The organism is Sphingomonas populi (assembly GCF_004208535.1).
GTDB classification, from domain to species: Bacteria; Pseudomonadota; Alphaproteobacteria; order Sphingomonadales; family Sphingomonadaceae; genus Sphingomonas; species Sphingomonas populi.
In genome coordinates this window covers 94,258-106,721 of sequence record NZ_SGIS01000016.1, presented here as the reverse complement: position 1 = coordinate 106,721, position 12,464 = coordinate 94,258, and the positions used below count along the sequence as shown (strand labels likewise).

The following is a 12,464-nucleotide window of genomic DNA, read 5'->3' as shown; positions in this document are numbered from 1 at the left end:
ACCCGATCGAAAACGCCTTCTCGAAACTCAAGACCTTGCTACGCAAAGCCGCCGCCAGAACGGTTGATGACCTCTGGCGCATTATCGGCCAATCTATCGACGAATTCACCCCCGCAGAGTGCAAAAACTACTTCGCTCACTGCGGATATGATGCTTTTTGATCGAAAAATGCTCTAGCACCCGCAGCAGCGCGTCTTCGAAGATCGGGCGCGCCTTCGTCATACTGCGCGTACCGACAGGGACGACGCCGGCGGACAAGGGTCCAGCCCGCCGGCGCCGCTCGCCGCCCGCATGGCGGCAGAGCACGGAATACGGAAATTCGCCTGCGATCCGCAGCGACGGATCGCGCAGCGCGGCGTAACCGCAATTGGCGGCACCGACCGGGGAGGAGGTCGATCGATGCCGCCGGCACGCGGGTACGGCAGACACCCAAGGAGCTCCCGCTGGGTCGGGCGCCATCGCCTGCGCTCCGCCTGGCTGGGGAATCGGCCGGTCTGCAAGCGGCCGAAAGGGGAAAGACATGGTGATGAAAGGATGCGGCCTTCAGGGGCCGGGCTGGACGCCCGACCCCATCCGGCTATCGTGTGATTGTCGAGATCAACACGAAGAGGTGAAATGGTGGCTGAGAAACCCTTTGGCTGGCGCCCGCTTTCGGATGAAAAGCGGCAGGAACTCGTTGCACTCGGCTTCGACGCCAAGACGATCGAGGAACTGGAAGATCGCAATATATACAGCCCCGGCGAAAGCGGGGTTTGGGCATACCGCCTGGCGCAGGCAATGCTGTATGTCGCTGGCGCGCATTTGGGACCAGATTTCATCACCGCTGTTAAGGCGGTATTGGAAGCAGAAGCGGCGCATCTTGCGAAGAGTGAGGACGCCGAAGATCTGGTCGAAGCTCCGATGGTCCAGCGGCTCATCAAATTTACAGATTGGGAATCGCTCATGCGCCGCGCCCGAAATCCGGAGGGCACCGGCGCTGCTGCTGCTCAGCAGCTATAGCCGGGGCTTCGAGTGCAACGGACGACGCCTGATCGGCATTGCAGGACGATGCGGCCTCGGCCACCACTTCGCGGGCGATCTCACGGAGGCGGGCTTCCTGTTCGGGCGTGAAAGGCGCGCTCACTGAGCCGGCTCCATGTCGCCGAAGCCATGACGCGGCCCTGCATCGACAATTGGCAGTGGGCCGGGCGGCGCGACTTGCGGCTTGATGCCGAGCGCCACGGCGATCGCGTGCGATTCGCCGCGCCGGCATGCCCGGTTGCCGGCCAGCACCGACTGCACGAGGCTGATCGAGAAGCCGCGCTCGCGCGCCCATTCGCTGATGTTGGTGCCCGACGCCTCGAAGCGGTAGCGCGCAGCCAGAGCGCGCTCCTTTATTGCTTCGATCGGGACTCGGGGCGCGGACATGTGCAATGTGCCGTTTTGTTGTAACGCGCACTGTAAATGTTGAAGATGTTGTGAGTCGTCAAGAGAAAAACACAGATCTTGTCGATTTTGGCACTCGCTTGCGAGCTGTTCGCAAGGCGAAAGGCCTTACCCAAGCGGAATTCGCCGCTCTGGGGGGTGTCGTCACGAACTCGCAAAATCGATATGAGGCTGGGGGAACATCCCCCACTTTCCACTACTTATCGGCGCTTGCTAATGCGGGTGTGGATGTCCGCTATCTCCTGACGGCTGAACGAAGCGCCGAGTCGTTGGATGATAGCTCGAAAAGGCTGTTGGAAGCCTGCCTAGAACTACCGGAGCCTGTTCGAGAGGCGATTGTTGATCACGCGCACAGCTTGAGTCGCGCACTCGCCACCAAAATCAACGCCTGACCTTGCAACAGTCTGCAACAAATGCTGTGTTCTATTGCCGTGAACGCGGTAGAAGCCGGGGGGCGGTATGAACATCAGCGCCGTGGATGCCTTGATGACGAAGCGGGCGGGCGTAACAAGCGCTTTGCCGAAGGTACCCGCGGGTATCGTGCTTACCTACGACCTTGTGGATGAAGCGTCCGCCATCGCGACCGACATCGACGATGAAGACGATCAGCCGATCACCGCCTTTGTGTGCATTATCGATTACCAAGGCGAAATCCGCCTGATTACATGCCGACGCTTCGACATAATCGGGGAGAATGGCTACGTCGGCGCGATCTGCCATGTTGCGAGCGGATACCGGCAGTTTCGCTGCGATCGTATTGGAAGCGTTGCCGACGCGGTCACGGGGGAGATCCTCGGTGACGGCTCGTATTTCAACCGGTATGCGCCAACGACCAAACGCGCGCCTGCGGCAACATGGGGCCTCACACCCGCGCGAAAGTCACACCTGGTTGCCGGTTTGACGGTTCTCGCCTTCATGGCGCGATGCGACGGCGTGTGGCACCCGCTTGAGACGGAGTCGATCGAGGCCTTCATCTGCTCGATGTGGATGCGGAAGGAATGGGAGGGCGATCCGCCGGTCGTCGATATCATCAACCACGCGCAGCGCCTTTCGCCCACCTCAGGGGACTTTTTCCGGGCGCTGGAACGATATGTCGGGAACAAGTCGTCGGCGGCGATCTTACGTAATGCGGTTCGCGACCTGATCTGCGCCGACGGTGTGATCTGTGACGCGGAGAGCGGGTGGGCGTTGGAACTCGACAGCTTCCTTGCTGATCAAGCCGGCAGTCACGCTTGACCAAACGATGCTTTGCGTATGCGCATATCAGCCAGCGCCGTCGGATCCGGGGGTAACGCGGGGGTAAGCGTGTGAGCGCCAGGGGTCGCCCGGCGCGTACCCCCGCCGTTTGCACGCTGTCGCGGCGGAGGGCTCCCCTGCCGCGTTAGGCACCGGCAACGTCAGGCGGCTTGAAAGCGGCCCTTCCGCAGGCGGGGAGAAAAGCGGCCCGGCGGCTCCCGCCCAATTGCGGACCTTTACGCACCATCCGAAGCTCCCTGACGGGGGAGCGGGTCGTGACCGAACGCCAACCAGCCAAACGCCAGCGCAAGCCCGCAAAACGCCAGTGCGGGAGCAATTGTAACTGCCGGCAGTTCCCCCGAGCGAAGCGCTTTCCCAACGGAGAGGCCCGCCACGGTAAACAAAAGCAGATTACCAAGGGCGAGCGGGCGCATGTAAATACCCCCGATCCGGTTGCCACGAGACATCCAGTTCACAACGGCAAATCCGAGCAGACCGCCAGCCGCGACCTGTATCACCGCCTCACCCGCGCCGGCACCGCCTAGGAGAGAATGGGCGAGTTCATCAGCACCGAACAGGCCGATAGTTCCAAGAACGATGAGGATGAGTGCACTGGCGGTCAATATTGCACGTCCCATCGATCGCAGCCCCCGTTTGCAGTGTCCTAACCTAGCCGGGTGCGATGCCAGTGCCAAGGTCGGCTTTCCACCATCTATCGCCGTTCCGGCCTCGATCCCGCGCGGGTTGCCTCAAAGCCGACCGGCAGCTATCGGTCGGAAAAGCGGGCGGGCGAAAATCGACCATGTGTGGACATTGAGCGGCGCTCCGCTTGACCCGGTGCGACGTTACCGCCTTTCCTTAATCACAGCGGGGACATCTGGCCCCGTAAACAGCGCAACGAAGCTTTGAATGGACGGAACCGGCTTCCCACTAACGTCAAGAGCCGGCTTGAACGTAAGTTGCTTCATCGCAAATTTGCATAGGGTGGTGTCAAGCTGATCGCTGACATCGGAGAGCGTGTCGCAATCCGTAGCATTACCGGCCTCGTCCACTGATACGGCAACAAAATGATACTCGGAAGATTTATCTTTTGTCGGCATGTGAGAGACTGCGAGTGTCACGTCAGCTATGGGCGGTCTGTTTGGATCGTTACCTCCTAAAGCGGAAAATTCTTGTGCAATCGTACCAAAGCTTTTTTGGCCTGTGCGACTCTTTGCGGGAGTCGCCCTGGCTCTTCTGAAGTAATCGCATGCATAATGATCAAGATACGCATCACCGCTCTCTCGGACAATATCACATCGTACAACTTTACCGTCAGGTGAGATGGTTATCTTTGCTCGTGTAGAATTGTTGCTGTTTGGGCTCAGTCCCGCCTTTGGGTACTTCGGGGGTACCACTAAAAAAACTCGCGCTAATTTCACATGTTCAGCGGCACTAGTGGCAGCAGATAGCATCGCAAGAGCCGCGATCAGCATTCTTTCCCCTCCCCAGTATCGTCTTTTCGCACTTCAGACTTTAATGCGTTCCAGAGTAGCCGCATTGCCAAGCGGCAGCAAGTTCACCCATCACCCATGGCGAGTGCGCGTCGCGAGTTTCGCGTGGACGATTTGAGCGCGGCACTCCGATGAACAGCAGGAGCGCATCCACGTTCAACTGTGAGCGAATTGACAAGGCAATTATGAGGTAAAGGTGCGCTCAGGCCGCATTCTCGCCAAGAGCGATCCTTCGCTTCCGTTCGCAACCTGCTCGTCCGCGCTCCACCACCTTCAGACATTCGCGTGCATGATGCCGCAGCGCAGGTGGGGTAACCCGGGGGTACGACGGCGACGCGCCCGCCCGATGCGCGGCGGAAATCCCGCAGGAATGCCGAAGCGCGGCGGAGGGCATCTCCGCCGTCTAACCAACTTAGCCACGAGTGCGCCGTGGAAGGGATTGCTCCGATCCATGCCCGCTACCCGTCACCAATACCGAGGTGAATCGCGGATGGTCAATCGCTTAACTGTAGGTAGAATGTCACGTCCTCAAAAAAGCATCTGACCAGCTAAGGATTCGAAAATGGCAAAATTAATCAGTGTTCGCATCAAAAACTTCAAGGGCATTGATAATATCCTTTTGACCGTCGAAGGCGGAAAATCGCCCGGAAGATTCGTGACCTTGGTCGGCCTTAATGAGAGCGGGAAAACCTCTATAATAGAGGCGATAGCCCTGTCCGTTCTTCAAGATCCGGACACTGCAGATCTTTTGACCGCTACTAGCACAAACATCGACATGCATGACGTCGTACCGAAGCACCATAGCGCCGGCTTTACCGGAAATTTCGAGATCGACGTGACGATCGATTTTAGCGATTCGCCCGATTACACATCTTCTGTGACAAAGATTATTAAAGAGGCAGGTTTTGTGGTAGACGGAGCTATACATAGCACTATTACCATAACAAAATCGTATTCCTTTGAAGATAGCAACTATAAATCTTCAAGTTTCACTTGGTCATTTACTCCAAGAGTTAAAAAACCGACCGGTATAAAGGTATCTCCGCTTCATGATGTTTCTCGTCAAACTTGGGTTAAATGCCTTTCTCACATAAAGACTTTAATCCCCAGATCTGTATATTTTCCGACGTTTCTCGTTAATTTTCCTAAACGAGTTTACCTTGAAGGTGACTACGGAGCGGTGGACAACTACTATAGGTCTATTGTTAAAGATGCACTTAATGGCTTGTCAGCTCCGCTGAATATTGACAAACATATAATAGATCGCGTGAACAAACACAGAACTCCTGGCGAAACATTCAGCTCTGCACTTCGCTCATCAAACGAAGGGCGGCAGATCGATGCGACTGTACAGGCGCTCGCGGCGGAGCTAAATTTTGTTGTATTTGGCGCCTGGGGCGAGATATTCAAAAAGCCGATTAAAAATCGGCAAATTGTAATTGAGTGGCATTTAGATGAAAGCCAAGACAATCACGTATACTTAGAATTCTATATTATAGCTGGGGATCATCGTTTCTATATTTCTGAACGTAGCGTTGGATTTCGTTGGTTTTTCTCGTTTTTGCTTTTTACGCAGTTCCAAGGAGCAAGATCCGATGGAAGAAAAATTATCTTCCTTTTCGATGAACCCGCTTCTCATTTACATCCCAAAGCTCAAGAGAGACTTTTAACGAGCTTTCAAAAGATAGCAGATCCTAATCACGTAATTATATACTCTACACATAGTCATTATCTTATAAATCCGCTTTGGCTTGAGCAGGCTTATATTGTTTCGAATTCAGCCATTGATTCAGAGGGAGATGAAACTGGTATCAGTAGAGTAGATGCTCGAGTGAAAATTATTGCAGAGAAGTATAAAGCTTTTGTTTCTTCGCATCCATCAAAAACCACTTACTATCAACCGATTCTCGATGTGCTTGATCAGAGTTCAAGTGGCTTAGATATTGCCGGTCGAGTTATAATTCTCGAGGGTAAGTACGATTATTACCCTTTTCAGTACTTAGTGAAACAACACAATAAAGGTGCCGACTTCAGGGTTTTGCCTGCCGTCGGAGCAGGCGGCCTAAGCGCGCTCGTCTCAATTATGAGAGGTTGGGACATGAAATTTATTGTACTATTGGACGATGATGATGCGGGCCGCAAAGAAAAGGCAAAATATAAAGACGTACTTATGCTTAGCGACAACCAGGTTGTTACATTAGACGAAATAAATTCCACTCTTAAAGGAAAGGAGTTTGAGGGAATATTTCAGGAAGATGTTCGTTCTGCCGTCAGAAACTCTGGATTCTCAAGCGGTAACAAAATCTATAAGGAACAATACTACACATTCTTCCAAGCTATACAATCTGGATTGGCGACACCTAGTCCGATGCCACAAACTGATAGTTTATTTTTGGATATTCTAAAGGAAATCGAGAGACGCTTAGCTCTACAGTGATGAATTGAGCGCGGGTTGCAATGTATTTATTTTTTAGTGCAAGATTTTCTGTTGCTAGCCTAAACTCCAAATCTACGAGCGATCAATGCGTTTTCAATAACTAGGGAAACCGTCGGGAGGGTAGAGCTGTGGTGCAGCTATGAGGAATGCCCTAGCTAATGCGTTACAAAGGGCTGAAAGAGAAGCGGCGGAGGGGTTCTCCGCCGCGTCTCGCCGCCGAGCGATGCCCCGCAGATTTATGGGTGTACAAAAGCCGTTGTAAAATCGCTTTAATGGGTGTACGGATATTGCAATGGAAATCGAGTTCGATCCAGCCAAGGATGCTGCGAATATCGCCAAACATGGCGTGTCGTTGCAGGCTGCGATCGGGTTCGATTGGGACACGGCGTTCGAGCGTGAGGATGACCGCTTCGATTACGGAGAGGTCAGGTTCGTCGCCATCGGGCTGATCGGCGACCGCCTGCATGTGCTGGTCTTCACCGAGGGTTCCGATGACGACAGCATCCGCGCGATCAGCCTGCGTCCGGCGGAAAAGCACGAAGTGAGGTTCTATCATGGCCACGTTTGATCCCGAGATTCACGATGACAACCCACCGCTGGACGCGGCATTTATGGCCGGAATGAAGCCGTCGCGGCGTGGGCGCCCGAAGTTGGATGCCCCGAAGGTTGAGGTGAAGATCCGTCTCGATGCGAAGACGGTGGAGCATTTGCGCGATAGCGGCCCTGGATGGCAGACCCGCGTGAACGCTCTGCTCGGCAAAATGGTGGAGGCCGGGCAAATCTAGCGATTACGCGGCTAAACGTGCAAACGTAGCGGCGAGTCGAAAGCAGTGTTATATCTCGGGCATGAAGGGGGACGCTCCAGCTCCGCTCCGTAGGGTGGAAGCGCTGGCCTACATCGTCGAGCGGATCTCACGATCCGGTACCGCGCCATCTTACACCGAGATTGGCCTCGCGATGCGGCCGGAGGTGTGTCGATCGCGCGCGGCGCAGTTCGTTCAGCAGCTTGTCCGTGAAGGATACCTAGAGCGGCCGCCCGCCTCACGTCGGGGGATCGCCATCCGCGACGTCGTTCGCTGCCGGCATGCGATCCAGCAGGCGCTCGGCCTGCTCGGCTATACACACGCCGCGCCTCTCGGGACGCTCCAAGGCGGCCCCTCTACATTTGGCCACCTGCCGACAATTCCTCCGTTCGCCCATATCCCCGACGTAGATTAGGCTCGGGGGTTTCATGATTGACGTCGCACGCGCGAAAGCTGCCCTTGACGCCATCGACGGCGAGAAGGTTGTCCTTACCAAAGCGCAGTACGCCGAGATGCTGACCGAAGTCAGTCGTGGTAACGCCGCCCGCATCCTACTCACCAACGCTCGCTCGATCATGAGCGCTGGCGCGCTGGCGGCCGGGATCAACTGATGAGCGGCGCCCAGCACCCCGCTGCGATCGACGTTGGCGGCCTGCCGTATCTCCGCGACGCCAAGGGCGCGCTCGTGCCGATCGCCGCGATCAAGCCGGCGGATCTGCTCATGGATGAGTTGGTGCGCGGGCTCCTGGGCGACGCCGGCGGTCTCTCGGAGATGCTCACCGCCTTCAAGCGGGAGGTTTTCGAGCAAGTCAGCGCCCACCAGGCGCTGATCGCACAGGAATTCGGCGCGAAGATTGGCGGAAGCAAGGGCAACATCACCCTCACGACGTTCGATGGTACCAAGCGCGTTCTCGTCCAGGTCGCCGACCAGATCGAGTTTGGACCCGAGATCCAGGCTGCGAAAACGCTTATCGACGAGTGCCTGAGCGAATGGGCCGCCACCGGCGGCGTAGAGTTGCGCGCCCTGGTCAATCGCGTCTTTCAGGTCGACCAGCAGGGCACGATCAATCGGGCTGAGGTCTTCATGCTGCTGCGCGTGCAGATCGAGGATCTGCGCTGGCAACGGGCTATGGACGCGATCCGCGAAAGCATGCGGGTTATCGGATCGAAAACCTACGTGCGGTTTCAGCGTCGCGACGCCGGCGATGCGCCTTGGCGATCCGTTACGCTGGATATGGCCTCGGCATGATGCCTTGGATCATCCTTCGGACCAGCACCGGCAATACGCTGCCGCTGTCAAGGTCGCTCAACGAGGCGGGTTACGAGGCCTGGACGCCCGAGCGCACGCTGCGCCGCTACGTTCGGGCAAACACGCCATCGGGAAAGCGGACGATCGAGAGCCAGATCCCGATTTTACCGACCTTTGTGTTCGCTCAGGAGCAATTCCTCTCGGAATTGGCCACGATCGCCAATTCGGACCGCACCGCGCACCCGACGTTTTCCGTCTTCAACGTCGACGGCCGCGTGCCGCAAATCCATGAAGGCGAGATCGCCGGGCTGCGAAAAGAGGAAGCCGAAGCAGCCGCTACGATCAACGCCATGCATGCGGCGGAAAGCCACGCTGCGGCTGAAAAGATCCGCATTGCGGCGATCAAGTCCGCCAGCGCGCGCCGGCGAGCCGAGCAGGAGCTCGAGCGCGATCGGCGGGCAGCGTTGCGGCGCGCACCGATCGCGCTTCGGGATGGCGTGGAAGTCGAGGTGGCGGATATGCCGGCGTTGGTCGGCATCCGCGGCGTGTTCGAACGAGCGGACGGCCCCTATGCGCATGTGCGCTTCGGCACACGTTCATGGAAAATTGAGGGTTGGCGAGTATGCCCTGCCCCGCTAAACGACAACGCAGCTCTTCAGAGCACCGCCGCCTAAGCGGCTTCCGGGAAAGACGAACTGGGGCATCGACCCTTGCGCGCCCGCTCTAACTTCCACGCGATGTGTCGCGGAGGAAGTCGTAAGCATATCCAGTCTCGGAGGTGGCGATGGCCGCACCAACACCCCGCTCGCCAGGCGAACGCCTGCGCGACGTCGCCGATCGTCTGTATGCCTTGGCCGAGCGCTGGGACACCCCGACCCGAAGCCTTGCAGCTCGGCAGACACTGCACGACGATACCGAGAACGCGGCCGGTGATGTGCGCGCGGTCGTTCGGGGCAACGCACGCGGGCCGGTCAATCCTCCGCTGGAGATCAGCGCTGACGGGCACCGTTGCGGTTGGTGAAACAACGCTGATGCCCACGCAGGCCCCTACCCTTCGTCGCCCAGGCCAGAAAGACCGTGTCCCTTGGCAGCGTGCGTCGACCTTCGTCGACAAGCGTAAGCGTGGACGCGCCGGCCAGCGTGATCGAGCGCAGGTGCTCGCCGAGGAGCCGCTGTGTCGCGCCTGCCTCGAGCTCGGCCGCACCACCGCCAGCACGCGCGTCGACCACATCAAACCGCTCAGCGAAGGCGGCACGGACGACCGCTCCAACAAGCAAGGGCTTTGCATCCCCTGCCATGACGCGAAGAGCGCGGCGGAACGCACCGCCGCCCGGCGCGACCGCCAGGATCGCTGAAAACGTCCCATATTGTGAGAAAGATGGCCGTTTTTCGCCAATTTCACCATGTGGGATGGGGGGTGGGTCAAATCTCTGGCGGCCGGCCGGCCGGACACCGCTCGTCAGTCAAATTTTCGCGCAGGCGAAATCAAAACCAAAATGATCCCCGGGAGAAGGGCCGATGGCGAGCGGCGGATCGCGGCCCGGCGCCGGTCGAAAGCGCAAGGATCCAGCGCTCGCGATGACCGCAGCGGAACGTGCGAAGCTGCCAGTGACGCCGGCGAGTTGCATGACCCCGCCGCTGCACCTGTCGGATCTCGCGCAGCTGCTGTTCCGCGAAACCGCTGCGATCCTCGAGCACCAAGGCCGGGCCGATCCGTCGTTCAGCCAACTGGTTGCGATCCTCGCCCAGCGGCAGGAGCAGATCCAGCGCTGGCAGGCGGTGCTCGAAATGGTCGGCGACACCTGCGAGAGCACGACAGTTCGCAAAGTCGATGGGCAACAGGTCGTCACGACGATGATCCGCGCGCGGCCAGAAGTGGCGATGCTGTCGGACGCGATGCGCCAATCGCAGTCGCTCCTCGGCGAGTTGGGGCTGACCCCGTCCGCCTTCCTCCGCCTCACCGGCGGCAAGAAGGATGATCCGGGCAGCGGCGACGAATTTGATTTCTGAGGTGGCCGCCATGATCGCAACCGAGCGCGGCAGCTATCGCGGCGTTGAGCCGCTCATCGTCTAATCGCCGTGGCGAGCGCGCCGGGCGCGCCGGCGCGTGACCACGCGGCGATCGCGCGGCAATACGCCGGCGACGTCGTCTCGGGGAAGATCCCGGCCGGCAAGCATATCCGTCGCCAGTGCGAGCGATTCATCACGGAGTTGGTGCGCAGCGCCGACGATGACTTCCCGTTCCGCTTCGACGACGTCCGCGCCAGCCGGCCATGCCAGTTCATCGAGCGCCTGCCGCACACCAAAGGCCCTTGGGCGCGCCAGAAAAAGCGCCTGGTGCTCGAGCCGTGGCAGATCTGGAACATCGCGTGCGTGTTCGGCTGGGTCCACAAGGCCGGGCCGCAGAAGGATACGCGCCGGTTTCGCCGGTGGATGCTGGTCGTGCCGCGCAAGAACGGCAAGTCGGCGATCGCGTCGGGCATCGCGCTCTACATGCTCTGCGCCGACAACGAGTTTGGCGCCGAGGTCTATTCCGGCGCGACCAACGAGAAACAGGCGTGGGAGGTTTTCCGGCCGGCCAGGCTGATGGTCCAGAAGCTCAAGCGGCTGAAGGAAAAATACAACATCGAGGTGCTGGCGAAGCAGCTGCACCGCCCTGACGACGGCTCCCGGATGGAGACGATCATCGGCGACCCGGGCGACGGCCAGTCGCCCAGCTGCTCGATCCACGACGAGTATCACGAACACGTCGACGACGCCCAGGTCGACACGATGATCACCGGCATGGGCGCGCGCGACCAGCCGTTGCAGCTGCTCATCACCACCGCCGGCGAGAACCTCGCCGGCCCGTGTTACGCGATGATCCTCGAGCAGCGCGAACGGCTCGCCGGCATCGGTCACAATGGCGGCCCACCGCTCGAAGACGACACATTTTTCGCCGAGTACTCGATCGACGAGGAGGATGACTGGAAGTCGGAAGCGGCGCTCCGCAAGGCGAACCCTTGCATCGGTGTCTCGGTCGGGCTCGAATATCTGCTGGCGCGGCAACGCGACGCGATCGCCACCCCGCGCAAGCGTGGGATCTTCAAGACCAAGCACCTCAACCTATGGGTCGCAGCGAAAGCGGCTTATTTCGACATCGAGGCGTGGCGGCGGTGCGCGAGCGACTCGATTCCGGTGCGCTTCGCCGACGCGATCGAGCAGTTTCGCGGTCGACGTGCGGTCCTAAGCCTCGATCTTGCCTCCAAGGTCGATATCGCCGCGCTCGAGGTGCTGATCCTGCCGGAAGGTGACCGCCCGACCAAGGCTGACCCGTACATCCGGCTCGGCCGGTATTTCCTGCCGACCAAGGCGGTTGAGGATGTGAGCGCATACCAGGGCTGGGACGCGCAGGGCCTGCTCGACGTGAGCGAAGGCAACATCACCGACTACGAGGAGATCGAGATCACGATCGGCGAGCTCCGCGAGATCCTCGACGTCGCTCACGTCGCCTATGATCCCGCCCAAGCTACCATGCTGGTCACGCGCCTGATGAAGTCGGGCGCACAAATGCTCGAGGTTCGGCCGACCGTCGTCAATTTCTCGGACCCGATGAAAGAGCTCGACGCCTGGACCAAGGCCGAACTGATCCGCCACGCCGGTTGCCCGGTGATGGAATGGGAAATGAGCAACGTCGTCGCTCAGCAGGACGCCAAGGATAACGTCTACCCGCGCAAGCCGCGCAACGAAGCCAAGATCGACAACCCGGTCGCGCTGATCGCCGCGATCGGCGCGGCGCTGGCGACCCACGACGACGGCTTCGAATATACAGGGATGTGAGC

At 58.9% G+C, this 12,464-nt stretch carries 17 protein-coding genes and 1 pseudogene; 14 read left to right on the top strand and 4 right to left on the bottom strand.

Features of this window, described 5'->3' with window-relative positions; genetic code table 11:
• Window positions 1-161, top strand: a pseudogene (locus EWE75_RS25560) (IS630 family transposase); the annotation flags it as partial.
• Window positions 162-618: 457 nt separating this feature from the next.
• The gene (locus EWE75_RS12190) at window positions 619-999 is read left to right on the top strand and encodes a hypothetical protein (protein WP_130157799.1); all 381 of its coding nucleotides are present in this window, start codon (window positions 619-621) and stop codon (window positions 997-999) included.
• A gap of 120 nt (window positions 1,000-1,119) precedes the next feature.
• On the opposite strand, the gene EWE75_RS12185 is transcribed toward EWE75_RS12190, so the two are convergent.
• Window positions 1,120-1,407 (bottom strand): DNA-binding protein, encoded by a 288-nt coding sequence (locus EWE75_RS12185; RefSeq protein WP_130157797.1) that lies wholly within the window; start codon window positions 1,405-1,407, stop codon window positions 1,120-1,122.
• 5 nt (window positions 1,408-1,412) lie between these two features.
• On the opposite strand from EWE75_RS12185, the gene EWE75_RS12180 reads away from it, so the two are divergent.
• Entirely contained in the window at window positions 1,413-1,817 is a 405-nt protein-coding gene (locus EWE75_RS12180; protein WP_130157795.1) for a helix-turn-helix domain-containing protein, read from the top strand.
• 67 nt (window positions 1,818-1,884) lie between these two features.
• Window positions 1,885-2,661 (top strand): hypothetical protein, encoded by a 777-nt coding sequence (locus tag EWE75_RS12175; RefSeq protein ID WP_130157793.1) that lies wholly within the window; start codon window positions 1,885-1,887, stop codon window positions 2,659-2,661.
• Between the two features lie 236 nt (window positions 2,662-2,897).
• Here the strand turns inward: EWE75_RS12175 and EWE75_RS12170 are convergent, their stop codons facing one another.
• Complete coding sequence (locus EWE75_RS12170; RefSeq protein WP_130157791.1) at window positions 2,898-3,284, bottom strand: hypothetical protein; 387 nt, start codon at window positions 3,282-3,284, stop codon at window positions 2,898-2,900.
• A gap of 222 nt (window positions 3,285-3,506) precedes the next feature.
• Window positions 3,507-4,136: a TonB family protein gene (locus EWE75_RS12165; RefSeq protein ID WP_130157789.1), complete on the bottom strand. Its 630-nt coding sequence runs from the start codon at window positions 4,134-4,136 to the stop codon at window positions 3,507-3,509.
• Window positions 4,137-4,716: 580 nt separating this feature from the next.
• Here EWE75_RS12165 and EWE75_RS12160 point away from each other — a divergent pair.
• From EWE75_RS12160 to EWE75_RS12125, 8 genes are all read left to right on the top strand, one after another.
• On the top strand, window positions 4,717-6,591 hold the full coding sequence (locus tag EWE75_RS12160; protein WP_130157787.1) for an ATP-dependent nuclease: 1,875 nt from the start codon (window positions 4,717-4,719) through the stop codon (window positions 6,589-6,591).
• 292 nt (window positions 6,592-6,883) lie between these two features.
• On the top strand, window positions 6,884-7,159 hold the full coding sequence (locus EWE75_RS12155; protein ID WP_130157785.1) for a BrnT family toxin: 276 nt from the start codon (window positions 6,884-6,886) through the stop codon (window positions 7,157-7,159).
• Window positions 7,146-7,376 (top strand): BrnA antitoxin family protein, encoded by a 231-nt coding sequence (locus EWE75_RS12150; protein WP_130157783.1) that lies wholly within the window; start codon window positions 7,146-7,148, stop codon window positions 7,374-7,376. The genes EWE75_RS12155 and EWE75_RS12150 overlap by 14 nt, the downstream gene beginning before the upstream one ends.
• Window positions 7,377-7,822: 446 nt before the next feature.
• Complete coding sequence (locus EWE75_RS12145) at window positions 7,823-8,005, top strand: hypothetical protein (RefSeq protein WP_130157781.1); 183 nt, start codon at window positions 7,823-7,825, stop codon at window positions 8,003-8,005.
• Window positions 8,005-8,643 carry a DUF3164 family protein gene (locus tag EWE75_RS12140; RefSeq protein ID WP_130157779.1) on the top strand — a complete coding sequence of 213 codons (639 nt, stop codon included), beginning with the start codon at window positions 8,005-8,007 and terminating at the stop codon, window positions 8,641-8,643. The genes EWE75_RS12145 and EWE75_RS12140 overlap by 1 nt, the downstream gene beginning before the upstream one ends.
• Window positions 8,607-9,317, top strand: a complete 711-nt coding sequence (locus tag EWE75_RS12135; RefSeq protein ID WP_130157777.1) for a hypothetical protein — start codon at window positions 8,607-8,609, stop codon at window positions 9,315-9,317. Before EWE75_RS12140 ends, EWE75_RS12135 begins: the two co-directional genes overlap by 37 nt.
• A gap of 110 nt (window positions 9,318-9,427) precedes the next feature.
• Window positions 9,428-9,664, top strand: coding sequence for a hypothetical protein (locus EWE75_RS12130; RefSeq protein ID WP_130157775.1), 237 nt, complete (start codon window positions 9,428-9,430; stop codon window positions 9,662-9,664).
• Between the two features lie 10 nt (window positions 9,665-9,674).
• A complete protein-coding gene (locus EWE75_RS12125) occupies window positions 9,675-9,998 on the top strand; it encodes an HNH endonuclease (protein ID WP_130157773.1) in 324 nt (107 codons plus the stop codon).
• A gap of 108 nt (window positions 9,999-10,106) precedes the next feature.
• On the opposite strand, the gene EWE75_RS25555 is transcribed toward EWE75_RS12125, so the two are convergent.
• Window positions 10,107-10,271, bottom strand: coding sequence for a hypothetical protein (locus EWE75_RS25555; protein ID WP_231708329.1), 165 nt, complete (start codon window positions 10,269-10,271; stop codon window positions 10,107-10,109).
• Between EWE75_RS25555 and EWE75_RS12120 the strand changes: the two genes are divergently transcribed.
• Both EWE75_RS12120 and EWE75_RS12115 read left to right on the top strand, forming a co-directional pair.
• Complete coding sequence (locus EWE75_RS12120) at window positions 10,270-10,653, top strand: P27 family phage terminase small subunit (protein WP_231708328.1); 384 nt, start codon at window positions 10,270-10,272, stop codon at window positions 10,651-10,653. The two genes, EWE75_RS25555 and EWE75_RS12120, sit on opposite strands and share 2 nt — an antisense overlap.
• Before the next feature lie 69 nt (window positions 10,654-10,722).
• Window positions 10,723-12,462, top strand: a complete 1,740-nt coding sequence (locus tag EWE75_RS12115) for a terminase large subunit (RefSeq protein ID WP_130157769.1) — start codon at window positions 10,723-10,725, stop codon at window positions 12,460-12,462.
• The last annotated feature ends 2 nt before the right edge of the window (window positions 12,463-12,464 follow it).

Coding starts and splice junctions, on each gene's coding strand:
- EWE75_RS12185 (WP_130157797.1), bottom strand. CDS start 1,407: ATGTCCGCGCCCCGAGTCCCGATCGAAGCAATAAAGGAGCGCGCTCTG.
- EWE75_RS12180 (WP_130157795.1), top strand. CDS start 1,413: ATGTGCCGTTTTGTTGTAACGCGCACTGTAAATGTTGAAGATGTTGTG.
- EWE75_RS12175 (WP_130157793.1), top strand. CDS start 1,885: ATGAACATCAGCGCCGTGGATGCCTTGATGACGAAGCGGGCGGGCGTA.
- EWE75_RS12165 (WP_130157789.1), bottom strand. CDS start 4,136: ATGCTGATCGCGGCTCTTGCGATGCTATCTGCTGCCACTAGTGCCGCT.
- EWE75_RS12160 (WP_130157787.1), top strand. CDS start 4,717: ATGGCAAAATTAATCAGTGTTCGCATCAAAAACTTCAAGGGCATTGAT.
- EWE75_RS12155 (WP_130157785.1), top strand. CDS start 6,884: ATGGAAATCGAGTTCGATCCAGCCAAGGATGCTGCGAATATCGCCAAA.
- EWE75_RS12150 (WP_130157783.1), top strand. CDS start 7,146: ATGGCCACGTTTGATCCCGAGATTCACGATGACAACCCACCGCTGGAC.
- EWE75_RS12145 (WP_130157781.1), top strand. CDS start 7,823: ATGATTGACGTCGCACGCGCGAAAGCTGCCCTTGACGCCATCGACGGC.
- EWE75_RS12140 (WP_130157779.1), top strand. CDS start 8,005: ATGAGCGGCGCCCAGCACCCCGCTGCGATCGACGTTGGCGGCCTGCCG.
- EWE75_RS12130 (WP_130157775.1), top strand. CDS start 9,428: ATGGCCGCACCAACACCCCGCTCGCCAGGCGAACGCCTGCGCGACGTC.
- EWE75_RS12125 (WP_130157773.1), top strand. CDS start 9,675: ATGCCCACGCAGGCCCCTACCCTTCGTCGCCCAGGCCAGAAAGACCGT.
- EWE75_RS12120 (WP_231708328.1), top strand. CDS start 10,270: ATGACCCCGCCGCTGCACCTGTCGGATCTCGCGCAGCTGCTGTTCCGC.
- EWE75_RS25555 (WP_231708329.1), bottom strand. CDS start 10,271: ATGCAACTCGCCGGCGTCACTGGCAGCTTCGCACGTTCCGCTGCGGTC.